The organism is Bacillus sp. 2205SS5-2, assembly GCF_037024155.1.
Lineage (GTDB): Bacteria > Bacillota > Bacilli > Bacillales > Bacillaceae_K > Bacillus_CI.
Genome location: NZ_JAYKTS010000012.1, coordinates 1 through 19,913, shown reverse-complemented (window position 1 = coordinate 19,913; position 19,913 = coordinate 1). Strand labels below are relative to the sequence as shown.

16 protein-coding genes and 1 riboswitch are annotated in these 19,913 nt (G+C 38.1%); of the genes, 3 read left to right on the top strand and 13 right to left on the bottom strand.

The annotated features are described in order from the left end of the window. Positions 1-13 precede the first annotated feature (13 nt). The 7 genes from U8D43_RS09810 to queF all read right to left on the bottom strand — a co-directional run bounded on the left by U8D43_RS09810 (position 14) and on the right by queF (position 7,857). Positions 14-1,099 carry a nitric oxide synthase oxygenase gene (locus tag U8D43_RS09810; RefSeq protein ID WP_335871105.1) on the bottom strand — a complete coding sequence of 362 codons (1,086 nt, stop codon included), beginning with the start codon at positions 1,097-1,099 and terminating at the stop codon, positions 14-16. Positions 1,100-1,306: 207 nt separating this feature from the next. Continuing rightward, entirely contained in the window at positions 1,307-2,833 is a 1,527-nt protein-coding gene (gene floT / locus U8D43_RS09805) for a flotillin lipid rafts scaffold protein FloT (protein ID WP_335871005.1), read from the bottom strand. A 10-nt stretch (positions 2,834-2,843) separates the two neighbouring features. Next, positions 2,844-3,380 (bottom strand): NfeD family membrane protein, encoded by a 537-nt coding sequence (locus tag U8D43_RS09800; protein ID WP_335871004.1) that lies wholly within the window; start codon positions 3,378-3,380, stop codon positions 2,844-2,846. 19 nt (positions 3,381-3,399) lie between these two features. Beyond that, on the bottom strand, positions 3,400-4,068 hold the full coding sequence (locus U8D43_RS09795; RefSeq protein WP_335871003.1) for a PspA/IM30 family protein: 669 nt from the start codon (positions 4,066-4,068) through the stop codon (positions 3,400-3,402). A 682-nt stretch (positions 4,069-4,750) separates the two neighbouring features. Further along, positions 4,751-6,628: a ribosomal protection-like ABC-F family protein gene (abc-f, locus tag U8D43_RS09790; protein ID WP_335871002.1), complete on the bottom strand. Its 1,878-nt coding sequence runs from the start codon at positions 6,626-6,628 to the stop codon at positions 4,751-4,753. A gap of 191 nt (positions 6,629-6,819) precedes the next feature. Next, positions 6,820-6,951: an RAxF-45 family protein gene (locus U8D43_RS09785; RefSeq protein WP_335871001.1), complete on the bottom strand. Its 132-nt coding sequence runs from the start codon at positions 6,949-6,951 to the stop codon at positions 6,820-6,822. 408 nt (positions 6,952-7,359) lie between these two features. Continuing rightward, complete coding sequence (queF, locus tag U8D43_RS09780) at positions 7,360-7,857, bottom strand: preQ(1) synthase (RefSeq protein WP_335871000.1); 498 nt, start codon at positions 7,855-7,857, stop codon at positions 7,360-7,362. A 74-nt stretch (positions 7,858-7,931) separates the two neighbouring features. After that, positions 7,932-7,978: riboswitch (PreQ1 riboswitch) on the bottom strand. A gap of 269 nt (positions 7,979-8,247) precedes the next feature. Here queF and U8D43_RS09775 point away from each other — a divergent pair. Continuing rightward, positions 8,248-8,823 carry a beta-class carbonic anhydrase gene (locus tag U8D43_RS09775; protein WP_335870999.1) on the top strand — a complete coding sequence of 192 codons (576 nt, stop codon included), beginning with the start codon at positions 8,248-8,250 and terminating at the stop codon, positions 8,821-8,823. A gap of 48 nt (positions 8,824-8,871) precedes the next feature. On the opposite strand, the gene U8D43_RS09770 is transcribed toward U8D43_RS09775, so the two are convergent. The 3 genes from U8D43_RS09770 to U8D43_RS09760 all read right to left on the bottom strand — a co-directional run bounded on the left by U8D43_RS09770 (position 8,872) and on the right by U8D43_RS09760 (position 11,496). Further along, positions 8,872-10,284: a DUF4179 domain-containing protein gene (locus U8D43_RS09770; protein ID WP_335870998.1), complete on the bottom strand. Its 1,413-nt coding sequence runs from the start codon at positions 10,282-10,284 to the stop codon at positions 8,872-8,874. After that, a complete protein-coding gene (locus tag U8D43_RS09765; RefSeq protein WP_335870997.1) occupies positions 10,262-10,801 on the bottom strand; it encodes a sigma-70 family RNA polymerase sigma factor in 540 nt (179 codons plus the stop codon). The genes U8D43_RS09770 and U8D43_RS09765 overlap by 23 nt, the downstream gene beginning before the upstream one ends. Before the next feature lie 248 nt (positions 10,802-11,049). Then, a complete protein-coding gene (locus tag U8D43_RS09760) occupies positions 11,050-11,496 on the bottom strand; it encodes a GyrI-like domain-containing protein (protein ID WP_335870996.1) in 447 nt (148 codons plus the stop codon). 858 nt (positions 11,497-12,354) lie between these two features. Here U8D43_RS09760 and U8D43_RS09755 point away from each other — a divergent pair. Next, a complete protein-coding gene (locus U8D43_RS09755) occupies positions 12,355-13,098 on the top strand; it encodes a methyl-accepting chemotaxis protein (RefSeq protein ID WP_335870995.1) in 744 nt (247 codons plus the stop codon). Here U8D43_RS09755 and U8D43_RS09750 read toward each other — a convergent pair. The 3 genes from U8D43_RS09750 to U8D43_RS09740 all read right to left on the bottom strand — a co-directional run bounded on the left by U8D43_RS09750 (position 13,061) and on the right by U8D43_RS09740 (position 19,044). Next, entirely contained in the window at positions 13,061-14,176 is a 1,116-nt protein-coding gene (locus tag U8D43_RS09750) for a hypothetical protein (RefSeq protein ID WP_335870994.1), read from the bottom strand. The two genes, U8D43_RS09755 and U8D43_RS09750, sit on opposite strands and share 38 nt — an antisense overlap. Positions 14,177-14,971: 795 nt before the next feature. Then, complete coding sequence (locus tag U8D43_RS09745) at positions 14,972-16,936, bottom strand: beta-propeller fold lactonase family protein (protein WP_335870993.1); 1,965 nt, start codon at positions 16,934-16,936, stop codon at positions 14,972-14,974. A 14-nt stretch (positions 16,937-16,950) separates the two neighbouring features. Further along, positions 16,951-19,044: a hypothetical protein gene (locus tag U8D43_RS09740; RefSeq protein ID WP_335870992.1), complete on the bottom strand. Its 2,094-nt coding sequence runs from the start codon at positions 19,042-19,044 to the stop codon at positions 16,951-16,953. Positions 19,045-19,298: 254 nt separating this feature from the next. Between U8D43_RS09740 and U8D43_RS09735 the strand changes: the two genes are divergently transcribed. Further along, positions 19,299-19,595, top strand: a complete 297-nt coding sequence (locus U8D43_RS09735) for a hypothetical protein (RefSeq protein ID WP_335870991.1) — start codon at positions 19,299-19,301, stop codon at positions 19,593-19,595. The last annotated feature ends 318 nt before the right edge of the window (positions 19,596-19,913 follow it).

The following is a 19,913-nucleotide window of genomic DNA, read 5'->3' as shown; positions in this document are numbered from 1 at the left end:
TCTCCACGCTCCCTTAAAATAGTTTTTCTTGATAATAATAGTTGGTTGCTTGCCAAGTATTATCGTACTCTTTATGAAACACATGAGTCGTTGCAGGTGAAACAGGTGGAATAAGCCATGACCAATCACCAGTTAATTCACGGTTTTCTTTCATCTCATTTTGTTCAAATTTACGAAATTGACCCGCAGCAGTATGGTGATCGACAATACTAACTCCTGCTTCTTTAAACGAAAAAAGAACAGCTATATTTAGTTCAACAAGTGCTTTGTCTTTCCACAACGTCCATTGCTTTGAGGTGTCTAAGTTCATACAACTCGCTATTTTCGGTAATAGATTGTAACGGTTTTCATCAGCTAGATTTCTTGCTCCTATCTCTGTTTCCATATACCAACCGTTAAACGGAGCAGCCGTATAGTGTATCCCCCCAATTTCTAAGCGCATATCCGAAATAATGGGGACACCGTACCACTTTAACCCGAGATCCTGAAACCAAGAAAATTCAGGATGTGACAAAGTAACTTCCAACGCAAGCTGCTTCGGTGCCTCTCGCCAAGCCAGTGGTTGTTCATCTGTTCCAATCACCCAAGGTAAGAGATCAAAGGACGTTTTTTCGCCCTTCCAGCCAAGTTCTTCACACATTTTTGTGAACGTCATCGACGACGAATCTCCAATGATACTATCGTCAGTTGTGTAACCTGCATAACGTAATAATTGATGATTCCAAATCCTCACATCCTTCTTACCATTTGTTGATGGGCGAAAGATTGTGATAGTGGGGCGAATCTTCCCATCGTTTCCAGCAAATCGAATATGTCTCTCCAAAGCAGCAAATATTTCGTCAGCTTCGGTAGCATCTCTTTCATCAAACACATGGAGTGAATTCCAAAACAATCGGCCGATACAGCGATTACTATTCCGCCAGGCCACTTTTGCTCCGTGCTCAAGCTCCTCGAATGTATGAACATATGTATTTGTTTCGTTAATTTCTTCTTGAATATCTTGCAACCTTGAAGCTATATCCTCTTTCTTGTTCAACTCTGTATAACATAATGTAATAAATTCTTCAGCTTGTTCAAACAGTGCTCTTGCCACTTTAATCTTCCTTTCAATGAAAACTAGATGTTTCTAGCATAATGCATATCAGCTAAGTTTTCATAATCTTAATGATTTTTTTCTGCATTCTTTTAAGAGGCCATGGCTTCTAATTCAGGTGTTGATAGAATGATAGACATTTCCATGTTTTCTCATTTCCTTATACATAAAAGAAAAAGATCACTCCCCCAGAGTGATCTTTCCTGACAAACTTTATTCTACATCATGATTTTGTTTCGACTCTTTCAAATCATGGGTAAGTTGATCAATGCTTTGGCGCACATTTCCTTTTCCTGACAGATTCTCTAAAAGCTCTCTTACATCAATTCCAGAAGAGGCTTTTAACGTTTCTTGCATTGTAGACATAAGGTTTGTTGCATATCCGGTTACCTTGTTTGCTCCGCCACTTGAACTGTCACTTCCTGTATCAACAACCGTAATTTTATCGATATTGGCAAGAGGACTCGCAACTTGTTTCGCATACTCTGGAAGCATTTTCAAGACCATATCTAGTACGGCAGCTTCTCCGAATTGCTCGTATGCTTCAGCAATTTTCCGTTTTGCTTCCGCTTCAGCTAAACCTTTTAAGCGAATAATATCAGCATCTGTTTCCCCTTGCGCACGCTCAGCATCGGCTTTGGCGACCCCATCAATTCGAACACGTTCTGCTTCCGCTGTCGCCATCGCTTCAATGCGGTATTTATTGGCATCGGCTTCCGCCATTTCTCTCGCTTTATTCGCAGCAGCGGCTTGTTCGACGGAATAACGATCGGCGTCTGCTTTTTTCTTAACTTCGGAATCATACTGGCGTTCACGACGTAAGATCTCTTTTTCTTCCAGTTCGATTTGCTTTTGACGCTCAATAATACGGATTTGCATCTCTTGCTCAGTTACTTCTTGTTTCGAACGAGCCGTTTCTAGGTCATATGCTTGGTCGGCTCTTGCTTTCGCTTTATCTTGTTCTTGGCGATACTCGGCAATTTTCATTTTATTCGATTTCTCTGCTTCGGCAATTTCGGTTGCACGTTCTAATTCTGCTTTTTGTGCATCTTTACTTGCTTCGGCACGCTTAATACGGGTTTCTTTTTCTGCTTCAGCAGTCGCTATATCCGCATCACGTTTCACTTGAGCAATTCGTGGCTTCCCTAACGAATCTAAATAGCCGTTTTTATCACGAACATCTTTGATGGTAAAAGAAACAATAATCAAGCCCATTTTCGCTAAATCCTGAGAGGCTACTCGTTGTACTTCTTGAGAAAATTTATCGCGATTTTTATAGATCTCTTCTACGGTCATGCTTCCTAAAATCGAGCGTAAATGACCTTCAAGTACTTCACGTGCTTCATTTTCACGATCTTCTTTAGGCTTACCTAAAAATTGCTCGGCGGCAGTCGCAATTTCTGAGATTGACCCACCAATCTTGATAATAGCTGTTCCATCCGCCATCACAGGTACACCTTGTTCTGTGTAGACTTCTGGTGTCGTAACTTCTAATTTACTTGATAACAAGCTAAGAGGCTCTGCTTGTTGAAACACTGGAAGAAGAAACGTACCTCCTCCGCGAATGATTTTTATTTTATTTCCAGATTCATCAATATGAACATTTTTGCTCCCAAGATAACTTCCTGTCACAATCAAGGCTTCATCTGGCCCAGCTGTACGGTATTTGGATACAAATACACCAATGAGAGCTAACAATAAAAAGACAACAATTCCTATTACAATATAAAGTTCGATCATATAAATTCCCCTATCCTAATAATTGTTCTGTATCATGTGGTACTACATAAAGCACACCTTTTTTTATATCAATCACTAAAACTTTCGAACCTTCACGGATTCCTTCATTATCAAAACTAGCGGCTGGTTTTGAGATAACCCCACTGACTCCATCTAAAATCACTTCTCCAAATCCATCTTCTGGAACTGAAATAATGACCTTACCGACTCTTCCTTTCAACGACTCTTCGGTGTAAACCAACGATCCTTCTGCCGAAGAAAGTGGAATTAAGATGAATACATTTAATAACGTAGTAAACAGTAGACCCAGTGCCAGGGAAATAACGATAATAATCAGGCTATTGAAACTAGTCAACAACTCAAATAAATAACCACTTGCCGAGAAAAATGTTAGAAAGGATAACACCAGCGTAGGGTTTAAGAAATCAAACGTACCGAAAATCCCATCTAACATATCGCCAAACAAAATATAAAGTAGTGTGAAACTACCTGAAATAATCAAGATTGTTAAATATATAGATTGTAATGAAGTGCCGAAAACCTCCATTGATTCTCACCCTTTATGGCTATTGATTTAATTGATCTTTTAAACGTTGTAGCTCTATGTCGATTTCACTTTCGCCACCTAAATCTTTTAATTCCTGTTCTAAGGACTTATTCATCGTTTGCAGTTCCTCTGTCGTATCGGCAAGTGCTTCGGATTGAAGTACTTTTTCTTCCATGCGTTGAAATCCTTTTCTAGCACTCATTGTATTACTGGTCGATAAGCTACGATTAATACTTGTTTTTGATTTAGCGGCTTGCGCTCTGGATTTCAAACTGTCTCGTTTTAGTTCCAGTTCACGCCATTCCGCTTTCATTACTTTTAATTTATCTTTTAAATCGACGACGAGTTGAGCTGTTTTCTGATGAATAGAGATTAACTGGTCTAATTCTTCTAACACATGCTTTTTGTCTTGAAGTGCACGCTTTGCTAAGTCTTCACGGTTACTTTTTAAGGCTTCAATTGCTTGACTTTCTCTTTTTTCTGTTAATAATTTAGCTTCTTCAATTTTCCGACTCAATAATTTTTCTTCTGCCATCATTTTTGCTGTAGCTTTTTCTGCCTCGACAATTTCCTGATTCATTTCGCGCAGATATTGCTCAATCATCACGACTGGATCTTCTGCTTTATCAATTATTGAATGGAGCTCCGCACTAACAACGGTTTTGACACGTTTAAATAATTCAAACAAGGTAATTCTCCTCTCTCATTCTCTTTATTTTGATACTTTATTTACGAACAGGAAGACAGAAAGATTCACTAATTCAAAAAATATTTTCTTCTTGGCGATACAGATTTTCATGATTTATGACGTAGACGACTTCGTGCACAAAGTCGAATTGAAGCTCCCAAGCCCAGGAAAGATTTAATCAAAAATATGATGAAATAGCCACAAGTTATACGAAATGAGCCTTTGATAAAGTTCTTAGCCTTGTCCGTGCGTGTACCAATGTTCAAATACATTTTTCACCTTATCCACTCCTTTTTTCCCTATGTATTCACTACAAGTATACAGAATTCCATCCACTATTTTACAACTTTTTAAAAACTCCACTCAATTTTCATTTTTTGTATAGATATCCGTTCCCCGTCAAATGGTAAATACCTTTAGTCAACAGTAGAAAACGAGCTTATTAGAATAAGCTCGTTTCTGATAAGTTTGTAGTTTTATGAAGGCTCTTTTCGCATACTTTGTTGTTCTAGCATACGAAAACGGATGGAAACACGCTATTCTTCCCTCATTTCGTGTTAAAAAAGTTGCGAAAAGATGCCCGAAGTCAATCCCCATCATAATAGGAGGGCTCATTCGAAAAACCGCAATCTTTGCGAAAACAGCCTTTATGAAAGATTCTCTTAGTAAAAGGATAATCTTTTTACAGTAATCGTTCCCACTGCTGATAAAGTGCATCTCGATGCTTTTCTTTTTCCTGTTTCTCTTCATGAAGCGATTGCAATAGTTGGACGTCCGTTAGAGTGGTCATTTGGTTTTCTAATTGTGTAATCGCTGTTTCCATCTCTAGCAGCTCTTGTTCAATTTCTTCAATTTGTTTCGTTGACGTTTTTTCTTTATTCTCGCTCTTTACGACTGTACTTTCTGACAGTTTTACTGCTTTGGATTCTTCTTCTCGAGGACGAACCACAGCAAGCTTTGTTCTTGCCCAAGAATACGGTCCAGCAAATTGGTACAGCTTTCGATCTTCAATCCAGTACGTTCTCTGAAACAGTTTATTTAAGAAGTAGCGGTCATGGGATACAGCTAAAATAGTTCCTGGAAAATTCTCAAGAGCTTCTTCTAATACCTCTCTTGATTCAATATCAAGATGATTCGTCGGTTCATCTAAAAGGAGTAAGTTCAGATCTTGATACATCAGCTGGGCAAGACGTAATCTCATTTTCTCTCCCCCGCTTAAACCCGATACCTTTCGAAAAACAGCCGGGCCATAAAATAAAAAGCGGGCTAAAATATGTCTAGCTTCCCCTTCAGTAACGGGAACTTCTTCTCGAAACACATCAATTAGTTTCCTGTCACTATCAAAATTAGAATGCTGTGATAAATAGCCAACCTTCACGCTACTTCCAAGTCTCACCTTACCGGTAGTAGGCTGCTCTTCATCCAAAAGCATTTTAATGATCGTCGATTTCCCAGACCCATTTCCCCCAACAATAGCGGTCCGTTCTCCATATTGAACCAACATATCCGCCTCATGAAACAAGAGCCTGTCTCCAAATGATTTTGCGACGTTTTCAAGTACGACCACATCTTTCCCGCTACGGTCTTTTTGTTGAAATTTAAGATCGATTTTTTTAGCATCTATGATCGGCTTCTTTAGTTTTTCCATTCTTTCTAACGCCTTTTCCATACTTTTGGCTCGACGAAATAATTTTTCACTCGGTGGATTTGCTTGGCTAGCCCATTCCCGCAATTTCTTAATCGTTTCCTTCATTTTTTTTATCTTCTTTTGCTGTTCTTGATAATGATGAAATTCATGCATTAATTTTTCTTCTTTCTCTTGGACATATTTTGTGTAATTTGTATGGTACACATGAATTTCCCCGTCTTCGAGATCCATTATTTTGGTCGCTACTTCATCAATAAAATAGCGATCATGGGATATCAACACCACCGTTCCTTTATAGTCACGAAGAAATTCTTCGAGCCACTCCACAGCATGGACATCTAAATGATTTGTTGGCTCATCTAATAATAGAAGATCTGGTTCTTTCAGGAGTATTAACGCTAAACAAATTTTGGTCTGCTCTCCCCCGCTTAAAGAATGAAAAGACTTATCTAGTAAGTCCTGAATATTTAATCCATTCGTTACTCTTGCAATACTAGCTTCGATTCCATAGCCACCTCGAATCGTATATTGTTCTTGCATCTGACCGTAATTCTGCAGCATATGATCAATATTCTCAGGGTTATTACTCATTTCCTGTTCAACAGCTTTCATTTGTCGTTCCATTTCCTTTAACTCAGAAAAAGCGGTTTCTAAAACTTCTAGTCCGGTCATATTTGTCGGATAGGTTGGAATTTGAGCCAAATATCCAATTTGTGCTCCTTTTTGTAGGGAAATATATCCAATATCTGGATGATATTGTTTAGCAATCAATTTGAATAAAGTCGTTTTACCTGTCCCGTTTCTACCTACTAAACCAATTCGGTCTCCTTCATGAATTTCAAGAGATATATTTTCAAAGAGGATATTTCCTCCGTACATTTTACTAATTGCATGCACACCACATAGTATCATCGTTAATTCTTCCTTTCTTATCCTTTGTAATTAACTCATCTTGAAATGGTCATAAACACTCATTTCCGCCCTTAAATGTGTTGAACATAGTAAGAAAAGATGCCCCAAAACCACCTAAATAAAAAAGAGCCACAGGAAAGAAATACTTTCCCGTGACTCTTATAAGGAATATAAGGGGGTAAAGAGAGTTTCTAACAGGTTGGTCTCACTATGAAATTGTTGAAAAAGGGCAGACTCATCCCCTCAACAATGTTCACATGAAAAATCGCACGACAAATATGGATGTATGCCAAGAATTGTGTGCGTAGTCCAACATGTTTCATCTCTTTTCCCCTCCTTTAACGACAGAATATATGGATATTATATAATTTTCTAATAACTTTGTGCAAGTTTTTTTGAATTTTTCTCTACTTAATGCTCCTTATTGTCCAATAATTGATCAATATCAATATAGTGTATAGGGCATTTCCAAGGTTCTTGTGCCAATTCTACAGTGTCCTCTAATACTTGATCGATGTCCATTGTACTATGCCTCCCCTATTTTTAGTCGCTTCGCTAAATCACTATCTACCATAGCATTCGCCTTTACAACTTAAGTTATGGGGGTTGCATACCCTTTCTTACAGATATCTCAAGCCAAACTAGCAAAACTGACATCACTATCATCTGGTTATTAACCCATATAAAAGTCCCATTGCCGCAAATCGCAACAGTGGGATTTTTTGTTTCCCTTATCGATTATCAATCGTTTCAGGATATAAATCGTGATTCATTAAGCGATAAGATGCCATCTCTTCATACTTCGTGCCTGGTTTTCCATAATTCGTATAAGGATCGATCGAGATTCCACCACGCGGCGTAAATTTCCCCCACACTTCAATATAGCGAGGGTCCATTAGCTCAATCAAATCGTTCATAATGATATTCATGCAATCCTCGTGGAAATCGCCATGATTTCGAAAACTAAATAAATAGAGCTTTAATGATTTACTTTCTACCATTTTTTGATTAGGAATATAACTAATATAAATCGTCGCGAAATCAGGTTGGTTGGTTTTCGGACATAAAGAAGTAAATTCCGGACAATTAAATTTAACAAAATAATCGCGATTTGGATGTTTATTATCAAATGATTCTAGAACCTCTGGAGCATATTCAAATGAATAGTTTGTTCCTTGATTGCCTAGTAATGTAACTCCATCTAATTCTTCTTCTTTTCTTCCACTCATGTCATTTCCTCCTAAGAAGCCTAAGAAGACAGGTCGGTTTCACTACTCTTAACTAAAGCTGAATCAATGTATTCAGACTCATAGTTTTTTATAGAGGGTTATTGCTATGAACCTCTCCCATCAATAGGCGGGTATTCTTTTCACATGTATTAATACTAGAAAAACCTTAACTAGATGTCAATAGGCTAGTACTGGCAACTGAATGAATTTCATGCAACCTCAACAATTACTAGTTATCCTAATCAAGATAATTCTGCAGGTAGCGTTTGAATAGTATTTAAGAACATTTTTTGTGATTTTCGGGTATCTAAATTTGGACACTGCAGCAAGAGTGTGTAATATATATATAGTAGGAATAATTCCAAAAACACTTAATTATGAGGTGAAGCGATGTCTATCTTATCTGAAATACTTGATTATAATAAAATGTTTGTTGATGAAAAAAAATATGAATCTTTAATTACTACTAAATTCCCCGATAAAAAATTAGTTATCTTAACCTGCATGGATACACGCTTAGTCGAACTAGTCACACGTGCGATGAATATGAAAAACGGCGATGTCAAAATCGTTCGAAATGCAGGTGCGGTTGTGAATCATCCGTTTGGAAGTATTATGAGAAGTCTATTAGTTGCGGTCTATGAGCTTCAAGCAGATGAAATCCTTGTAATTGGTCATCATGACTGCGGGATGAGCAGTCTTGAAAGCGGAAGTATTATGAGCAAGATGACTAATAGAGGCATTTCCAAGGATACGTTTGATACATTACAATATGCCGGCATCGATTTGGAGGGGTGGCTTGCTGGTTTTTCCAGTGTAGAAGAAAGTGTTGTCCATAGTGTTGAGATGATACGGAACCATCCTTTGCTTACATCCACTGTTCCAGTTCATGGGTTAGTGATAGATCCTGGGACGGGGAAACTGGATACTGTCGTAAATGGCTATAATGTACAAGCAAAAGAGTAATTCTGAAAAAGCTAGAGCATGGAGAAATCTCCATGCTCTAGCTTTTTCCTATTGTATATTAATTTTTATCGGCTTTAGTTTATTTGGAGGCTCATTCAAACTTAAGGTCCCAAAGCCAACCATAATTGAATAGTTTCCCCTGTCAGCCTCGTCCTCTAGTTGAACTGGAAATTCGGATTGAAAATGCCAATTTTCTTTGTCTATTCGAACGGTTTCATCACTACGAATTGTACCATTTATTGATTTATTCATATCCAATTCGCCACCCTCATCGAATATGATATTCTCGGTTTGAATAAGCGAAATATGATCCGCAAAATTTTCGATAATATCCTCTCGAATTCTGTCTGGACTGACACCCTGTATATGATAATCGATACGGACCTTATTCTTGTCTTGTTCCACTTTGTTTACTTTAATTGTATAATCAAATCGATTACTTTTAACTAAAAACTCACCTTCCTGGTCTAATGTCAGGACCGTCGGCTGCTCAGTATGTCTAATTTCAGGATAGACGGTTAAATATTCCACCTCCTGATTTACTTCTTGATTGATCGTAAGGCGGTTCTCTTTCATCACACCTACTTCATTTTCCTGACTAGATAAAATATTTCCAGCGTGTTTCGTTATAACATTATTACGATCATCATAGATTTTAAAATCAATTTGATCATATTTAAGATCATTTGGATAGAATGTTGTGTAGTCTATGACTGTCGTTGCCTGTCCTTTAGATAACGTATTTACAGTTAATGAATATCCACCGGCTAGCTCATTCTCTGAATTTAACTGAACCGTTTCATATGGCAGACGCTCAAGGGGAATCTCAAACTGCCAGGTCCCTTTAATGCCTGTTATTCTGGTAAAGGTAACTGGAAGTGTGAATCTTTCTGGTAAAGTAGTCTCACTGCTAGACAATTCTATCGCTGCAATATACCCGTTCCCTTCTTGTTCTAACTGGCTATGACCACCTGACCATTGTTTCTGTTCCTTCCCATCAAATAGATGGAAACTGTAGCCGCTTTCTGGCTCTCTCTCACGATCAAAATCTAATGTAACATCTTCCCCTTCAACATTAAAAGAAAGGCCCACTTTATCCCCTTCATAATAAGCATCCATTATCGTAATATCCACACCATTATTTGAAGCTGTTTCATTCAAAGCCGTAACTAATTGTCTATTGGATAATTCAGCACCCAATTCAAGATTAAATTTCTCATAAATCGATCCAATAAATGGGACTGATGCTAAGACATTTGAAACAGGTGAGAAATATAGTCCAGATACTAAAAAAGCAGAGGCTGCAATAGACGTAATCCATGCATATTTTTTTATCGACTGTTTTTTCTTCGGCTTTTTTTCATTTTTTCCCTGTTCAATCCCTTTGCTAATAGCTTGAAATGCCTCTTGCTCCGGAAAATCAATTTCATTCATTTCATCATGAAAATAAGCTTTTTTCACTATTGTTCGCTCCTTCCAAAAGATCTTTCAACTGTAATTTTGCTCTGCGTAAATAGGTTTTTACCGTGTTTTCTGGTTTATTTACCGCCTCAGCAATCAAACGAATCGGGTAATCATGGTAGTAAAATAATATAATTACGGTTTGATAGTCTTGACTTAATGTAGAAATCGCTCGAATTAGATCCACCTTAGAGTCAATGTCAGGAGCTTTAGCCGCGGGTGCATGCTGCATGACCTTTTCATCACAGACCAGCTTTTTCTGTTTTTCTAACATATCAATGGCTGTTCGAATGAGGATCTTCGTTAACCAAGTTGAGAAGAACTCTGGATATTTGAGCTGTGCAATCGATATAAATGCTTTATAGATGGTTTCTTGCAATACATCTAACGCATCCTCCTTATTCCTTACATAAAGAAAAGCTGTTTTATATAGTTTTTCACTTTCATTTTTCACAAGGATTTCAAATGCTTTCTCGTCTCCCGTGATGGACTTTTTCACAAGCTCAAGCTGATTCAATGGAAAACCTCCTTTCACCTATTAGAGCTTCCATCTATTAAAAAAGTTTCAGAGCATATCTAGTATTATCATTTAGTACTTAACATCGTCCTATTTCTTATAGGTATTGGGGACAATGACCATTCATCGTCAAAGGATTCATTCTTGTACGAAAAGCCACAATCATTGCGAAAACAGCCTCGTATTAAAAGAACCTAAAAAAAGAACACATTGACGTGTTCCTCCACTAAATCCATGATAGATTATGATTATATCTCTTCACTTTTTAATGGCAAGAGGATTTCCATCTCTGGAGCATCACGATAAGGGTTATAGCCAATAGGATAGATTTCTACATGCTGAATATTATCTACTCTTGGTTGAAATCCTTGCTCCTCAACCCAGCGGTATAACTTTTTATAGCTACTCATCACATCTGTGCCTGAGTGCTGCATGCTCGCATACTGCATCTTGGGTACGATAATACTTTCCAGATCGATTTCCTCATCATCTTGAACAGCGTACCCCACATAATACGCAAAACCATTTTCATGATGATTGTTCGAAACGCCATATACTTCTCGGTTGATCTCGTCTTGCTTTAGATCACTTAATTTTGAAAATAATTCCTTAATCCCCCCTAATTGAGCTTCTTCAAATGTGCCTTCCCATTTAAATCCTATCACTTTAAATTCGTTTAACCGAGTCAATTCCATTTTAATCCACTCTCCTTCCAATTGATTTGTTTAGTCGTGACTTTCCCCTCTCCTCTTCTTTATTTCTGAACAGGTAGTAGAATTCCTTCCTAAAAACCGAAGCTCTTGACTGATTTTCTTTTCTTTAGACCGTTTTCACAAAGCTTTATTCGGATCCTTTGTTGTTATTGAATGAAAAAATGCTGGAGAACAGCTCTATTTATCAGAACGGCGACCGTAAAAAAAGAAAAGCGAGAATCTTTACAAAAGGCTCTTTTCGTATACATTGTGGCTATTTCATTTGATTTTTTATTAAATTGCCCATTTCACTGATGATTCCCGAAACAAAGCGATATCACCGTTTATAGACTGGTTCGAAAAACCACAAACTTTACCAAAATAACCTTGAGAAAACAACCTTTCACAAAGATTGTTGTTTGCCCGTTCACTCACCTATTTTGAGTTGGCCCACTTCTAGCCATTTCTTTGTACCATTAGAAGGTGATGTTGAATAAAATGTCCGATTTCCATTCCTAAATTCACTCTATAACAGCATTTAATCCAAAAAAAAACGATCGTTAAGCTCACTACACACCGCACCCGCCATTCATGCAAAAAGCAATGTTAATTCCAATATTGGTATAAACCTAATTTGGGTGGGTCAAACATCCTAATTTGGTGAGACTTAAATTTGCCTTTTCTCATACAAAAATCATTCCTAAATGCTAGTAATTTACGCTTATTTCCACACCTAACGATGGCCAATGTCGAGAAAGACACTTCATTTTTCTTTTCATCTTGTAACACGGGTTACTTTTATCCTAAGAATTATCGCTTATAATAGAATAAACATACTTCTACATAGAGAGGAATTACAAAATGAACACAAACCAGAGCTTAATCTCAAAAGCACAAGGAGTCATGAAAGAGCAAAAAATAATCATGGAAAATTTCTTAACAGATGCGGACTCCATTGTGAATCAGTCCCAAACATTAGCTAATCTTTCTGACCAAATTAAAGAACAAGTTAGCTTGGCTGCTACTAAATCAAACGAAGGTAAAATCATGGTCCATGAAACATTATCGGAAATAGGTGAAGTAGAATCAGAAGCAAGTCGATTACAACAACGAGTTCATTCTCTTGGATCTTTATCCCAATCGCTTATTACGATTATTTCATCTTTACAAAAAATTTCTTCGCAAACGAATTTACTCGCGCTAAATGCATCGATTGAGGCGGCAAGGGCAGGCGATGCCGGTAGAGGATTTAATGTCGTGGCCCAAGAGGTACGCAAACTATCCGAAGAGAGTACAAAAGCTACAAAACAAGCGGAAAAATCGATTGACGATATTCTAAAAGAAATCGGTGCTGTGGAACAAATCTCCACCGTTTCTGCTCAAAAATCTAAAAATAGTATTCAAAAAGCACAAGAAACGGTGGGTAAATTTGATGAAATTAGCGGGGCTATCGCCATTGTTGAATCGCAAAAAGAAGAGCTTGACACGCTCTCACACTCTTTAAAAGGCACGAGTAATCATGCTAAAACTTTAAGTGAAACCATTGCTAAAAATCGTGTTTGGATTGCTAAAGGATTAGACCAAGCAGAAGTTGAACATAATTAATTGTCCATAAAATGATGGGGGGCACAGTTAATAATACATGTGGTGCTGGACCGTACGTATTCACCACCGAACGCATCCCGTGCATACACACGACAGGAGCATTCATCATAAAAGTCCAGCCCGCAATGGCTGCAACTAATTTTTCATGAAAAACAAAATTGGGAAACAGCTTCAGAACTAAAAATAAAGCGATTATCGCGATCAAAACTAATTTCACAATCACCAGTGAAAGCTGAGCTTCTTCAGCATGAGAGAGAAATAGCGGAAATTGACGATAAATGACCATCGAAATATAGAAGTATAAACCAATCGTACCGATCTTCTGTGCTCTACTTGTAAGTAGCGACACTTTCTCTTGCTGGGCACTTCTGACCCAAATCCCGTAGCCAAAACCAATTATCATCGCAAGTACGAAGTCAAATAGAAATGGAATCTTGTCTTGAATCCAAACACTTTTCACGAAGACGATCCCTATCGAGATAAGAAGAAAGAGAAGGAATGTATATGCAGACTTCTTGCTTACACTTTTGTCAAACTTGTCCAACACGATTTCTTCTAATGCCCCCCTCAAATAGTGTCTCATCATCATTAGAATAATCGGCGTCAGATAAAAAATAATCACCATTTGAGTCGCACCAATATGAAGCACTGTACTTCGATCCTCTAAACCAATTATCCGTTGAACAAGTTCATCATTATAGGCAAAGAAAACCGGGTGAAAAAACCACGCCCATTCTGTTTGTTGTAAGATTCTTGACAAGAGACTGAAAAGGATGAGCAAAATGGAGCTATAAACCCAAAGCTTTCCCATTCGCTTCCAATGAAGCGATGTAAAGACTGTTCCCATTATAATCCCTAACGTCAACACGAATAACACAACGCTCACCCTCTCCACAAATGGAGAAAAAGAATACGTTGCACCAAATAAATTTTGGTACAACGTATTCCCTCCAATCAGGAAAAAAGTCGCTAGATAAGGGGTAGTAATAAAATAACGAGACAATGAAAATCGTGCTACAAAGCGATAGCTTATAAATAAAATACTACTTAAAATCGAAACCGTTATGAAAATCGACATGGAAGTGTACTCCTTAATATGGTTCTGCTAACCCGATTTTTTCGAGTTATCCCCCTCAACTCCGGGCTATTTTTATTTTTTTTAAGGCTCTTTTCTCATTCTTTGTTTCTCTAGTATATAAAGACGGATGGTAACACTGCTTTCTTCCATTCTTTCGGATTAATGATTATGCGAAAGCAACTTTTACAAGACTAACGGTGAAATCGAGCAATGATACATACCGAATCAAGTATTTTTATCTCCACTCATATTCTAAAGACTTATTGCTAATACTTCTGTAATCAAGATTACATTACTTCATCAGAATATAAAAGATAAACCGGTATTTCATTAGTAGGAAGAAACCCAAGATTTGAAGCAAAGTGCTAATTATATTCAACTTAAAATAAAAATTTAAGTTGAGGTCACTTACACGCATCCTCGTATTCTTACGATACAATCAGAAAAAGCCATTCAGCGAACTGAATGGCTTTTTCTTACGCTTTACTGTTACTTTGACTGGAAGATTCATATTTCGGATGATGCTCTTGATTTTCTGCTTTTTTTGATTAGGCTCTTTTCGTATCCTTTGTTGCTATTGGCACAAAGAAAAAACAGGCAGTAAGGTTTTTCCGACTAATTTCTTACCTTTTATTTAGAAATGGAGAATTTTTCATGAGGAAAAGAGCACGAAGTCATACAAATCATGGAATATATTCCTATTCGAAAAGCCACAATCTTTGCGAAAACAGCCTTTGATTATCACCCTAGTCTCCTTTTTCTCTCTTGACGGCATGATGTAATCATCCTATATCACTAATCCAGTGTTCGAACGTATTCAGCAATTTTCAACAATTCTCCAGGGGATAAAATCGGAACTTCTTGATAAATATGACGTTGTATACTCTCTTCAATTGTTTCAGCACTTCCATCATGAAGATAGGGAGGTGTCGCCCAGACTCCGACTAAAGTGGGCGTGTCAAAGGATTGACCATCACGTGGGTTAGCCCCTTTTGCTCTTGCATCCCCACTTGATGAAACATCGAAAAGATTGGCCGTTCCTATGTTATGAAGGTATTCTTCAACACTGGTCGTTAATTCTCCGCTCTGATTAGTGGCTAACACACTATCCGTATAGGTTGCTCCACCATGACAAGCTAAACAATTTCCTTTTCCCTCAAATAATTCTCTTCCTTCTATCGCCACATCACTCAGCTCACCCTCTTCTTTAAAAGGAGATTGCGGGGGAGGAAATGAACTTGGATTTTGTAAAAAGGCAAATAATGCATCATACATTGCCTCCACTTTTTGCGGAAGCGGTTCACTCGGATTATAGTCCATCATGCCGCCCATTTCTCCTTGAACGGTGAGGAGATAATCGGTAAAATCGTCACGGCTTCCATCCCACATAAACAAACCTGTTTCTGTCGTTAGAACATTACTCGGTACGTTTCGCTGTCCTTTTCCGGTCATAAATGTTAATCCATTTATCTCTCCGTCACTATGACAGCTCGCACAACTCATCCAATTATTACCAGTTATGTCAGCAGAAAATTCATCGCTATTTCCACTATAGAAAATTGTCTTTCCTTCCCGGATAATCGGTGTTAATGGATCTTTCGAAATGAGCTTCACATTATCTCCTTGAAGCTTTGCACGTGAATAAGACGAATCGCCTCCGGTTATAACCGTTGCGATATCATGTGTCATGGCATTATGAATAAATAACTTTTCACCAGTTTTTGCACTAACCAAGCCTCTTGGATTATTTCCAGTGATTCTCCGTAAAACTTGCGTAGCGTTCCCGCCCCGTGCGAGATTAAAAACGACAAGGTCTTCACTACCTGACATGATAACAAACGCTTTTTTCCCATTCTCACTAAACTCTACATCGTAAGGATTCGATACAATGAATGTTTCATTTTGCGAATTTTGAACATTAATTTCTTCAAAAAGCTCCTTTCGTTCGTCAATCAATTCAACATCTTGCTCAAGGTCAATCACCGATATCGCCGGAAAAATTGTTTCTTCAAAATGAATCGGTGTATCCACATTGCCTAATAAATGAGGGACCCATGCGGTTTTCCCATCAGGCGCAATGACGAATTGCTCGAGTGTATTTGGAATTCCTTGACTCTTCTTTGGATCTGGATGATTTGGGGAAGTGGCAAGAGTAATGGTTTTGCTCACCTTTTCTTCCTTAGTATCAACCACTGAGATCTTTCCATTTAAATAATGGGGAACGTACAATTTTTCCCCTGAAGCAGTTAACGCTAAGGTTCTCGGACGATCCCCCACCTCAATACGACGATCAACTTTTTCTTTTTTGACATCAATAATCGCTATCGTATTTTGCCGATATTCAGATACATAGAGTGTTCTACCGTCTGGACTCGTTACTAGTCCAAAAGGCTCGATTCCAACTGGGATGGAGGCCATCACTTCGAATGATTCAATTGAAATAACATCAATTTTGTTTTCATAACGACAGGAAACATATAGACGGTCTTCATCTGGTGAGAGTGCTAGCTGAACGGGTTCTCTTCCTACTGGAATCTCAGCTAGAATTTTCTTTGTGGCTGTGTTCATAATGGTGACAGAATTGGCATCCAGATTCGCCGTAAACAGAAGCTCGCCCTGTTGATTTAACAAAATATTATCAGAATGAATATCCTCCGATCGAATGCTGTTGAAGGATGCTTTTTCGTTTCCACCAAAAATACTACAAGCACTAAGTGACAAAACTACGAATGCTGCGAACAGGTAGATAATTTTTCTCATGATTTCCCCTTCTTTTACTTCATTTCGATCGATACAGGTAGTAACACTGGGGAAATACCAAATTCACCATGCCCTGCTTGAATTTGCGGTACATTATCGCCATCACTATTGCCGGATTCATCATTCTTTTTATACGCGTCACCTGTATCCCAAAATTCACTCGCTTGCATTCCTTCTGTTATGGACGGACCATCAATGACCGTTTCGTAAAAGGTAGAATAACGGGAAATAATCGTTTCCTGTTCCAAGGATTCACTCCTAATCTCGTCACCTTCAACATTACTAAGATTTTGAAGCGCTATACGATATACCGCTGAAACAGCCCCTGCTGTATAAGGGGTATAGTCCATTTTCCCAGTGGACGTTATATACGCACCTGCAACTTCATTCCATAATGAATCATCCATTGCAATGTATATTTTTTGCGCAGCTTCGCGATATTTCTCCTCTTTTGTGGCTAAATAGACAGCTGTCAGCCCGCGAATCGCCCCAAGTTGAGCCTCTAAGTTTACTTCTTCCTCCACACCTATTTTTAGGTCATAGCCTTTTGCGACCAAACCTGAATCCATCACTAATTTATCAAGAATCATATCCGCTTGTGCTTTCATCATTACAAGGGCACGTTTCCCTTCATCCGTACCGAGTCCTTCTGCTTCATCTCCACTTCCATAACCTACTGGTAACCCATCGATCGCTCGTTGAAAGATACGTAACGCTTCCATTGTATAACCTGCTTGGAAAGTATCCATCTTGGTTCCTTGTTCTTGACCATCGTGCTCTTGAATAAAGAGACCATGTTCTTCATTAAAATGCATGTAATCAATATTTTTAAAGACTTGTAGAAGTACAGATTGAGTTAAGGTAAATGGATCATTGCTGTTAACATTGTTTTCTTTCGATAAATCGATATTTTCTGCTGGAGCAGAAGGATAAGGGGCTCCGTCAAATAAAGCTAGAAATGCTGGGTTTTTGTTTGGATTTTCTTTTCTTTGATCCGTCATCCCATAAAACTCAGCACTCGGCCAAAGCATAAGCATTTGGTCCATCAGTATACTTCTTTCATCAGTCACGTTGACTGCTTTCGCATTCGAACCAAGTTCATTGCTTTCTTCCACCGCAATTTCATGTGGTAGATACACCAACCCTTTCTCAGGTTGATACGTTTTTGCAAGGTCGATACCTGTTAACTCATCCGTAGCTGATTGGAGAAAGAGATTGTTAGAAATGTAGTCAAGCTTATTCCAAATTTCCTCCGTTAATATTACTCCTTGGAAGCCGTCTGCTGAACTAACTCCTAAGGCAATATTATTGTCATCATCATCTTTTGGAGTAACGGCTTCTAGTTCTTCATCCTCATTAATGGTATGGTATCCTCCCATGAAGTCACCCGCCCATAAGGCTTGTTTTAAAAAAGTTGCTCCGTATGCTGCTGGAACAAGCGTTTTATTCATGCTGTCTCGATCCCATCTTAGTGAATCAAAGTTCACTTGATACATTGGGACATAAGATTCATCTTCATTAGTTGCGTATTCATTGGTGTTCACTTCTGTTATGTAATGGGGGTCTCCACCTGCGTATTCCATAAAGGTAGGAAACATTCCTTGAAATATTTCCTCTTGGGGATACCCAACGGAATCTGCTAACGAATAAAAGCGTTCACCTAGAATCTCTTCTGTGCTTTTTTGTTCTTGTTGAGCCATTGCTTTAATGACTGGTCCATTCACCAGATGTAAACCTAAACCTGATTTTTCAACCACCTCATACATAGCTTCCTCTGAATACTCGTACGATTCTACGCCTGCAGTGTAATCAAAAACAGTGGGTTGATTAATTGCATTCACATCTAATATATCTAAATTCAAACCAAGTGATTCAGCTAAAGGTTCACCTGATAGCTCAAACTCCGCATAAGCAAACATATTTCCCGCTGTGTCAAAATTATAGTTTTTCACTGGTACTGAAATATTCTTTTCATTATTAGCATGACTCTCATTCTTTTGCTTTAGTGATGTTTCTTTCGTATTTTTTTCTTTTGGAACACATCCTGTAAGCAGTAAAGAAAAGGCAAGTGCCGTCGTAGTCATGGTTTTCCACGGTAGTTTTTTCATTTAAATCCCCCTTAATCGATAACGATTTTCATTCGCAATTACAAGTATAGTGTAATTGAAAATTATTCTCAACTATTTTTTTCAAGATGAACCACTTGGGTCTTTCCCCCATACACTGATAAGAAAAACACGTTGCACGAAATCTATCGGCAACAACCATATGACAGAGCTTGACTTATAATCTCGAACAGACAACAAAACCATTTTAATTACTTCTTACTTACTTTTAAATATCAAAAAACTTATCAAAGGAGGTGAGTAGTCTGATTACTCGACTTAAATGGCTTTCCTTTTCCGTAGAACTATTTCTTGCACTTCCTGTTTTTGGTACGATTCTATCTGAAACGATTCCCTACCTACTCTGCTGGTTTGCTCTTTGGCATATAGCGGTACTAATCGTTTCACAAGATGAAAATGAACCAATACTTGGAAGTGTTTTAGGGATTTTTGCTGCTTTTTCAAACTTTTTCCCTGTTTTACGGATCATCGCCCACTCCATTACTGCACTAGTTCTCTTTTTTGAAATTAAACATGGACCAGGAACAGATTAATACCAAAGTCACTTGATCTCTTATCTTTTTTAGTTGGCTGTTTTCGCAAAGATCGTGGCTTTTCGAATAAGAAGGAATCCCTTGACTTGTATGACTTCGTGCTCTTTTCCTAATGAAAAATTCTTCACTTCTAGATAAAAAGGAAGAAATCAATCGAAATAACCCTACTGCCTGTTTTTCTTTGTGTCAAGAGCAACAATGTATACGAAACCCCATGTCCTGTCAGACACCGCAATGAATGAAAATGGGGTCTAGCGGTTTAATGATGCATTAAACTGTTCATCCTGTTAATGCAGGTCTGAGGTCGCCTCTTTTTTG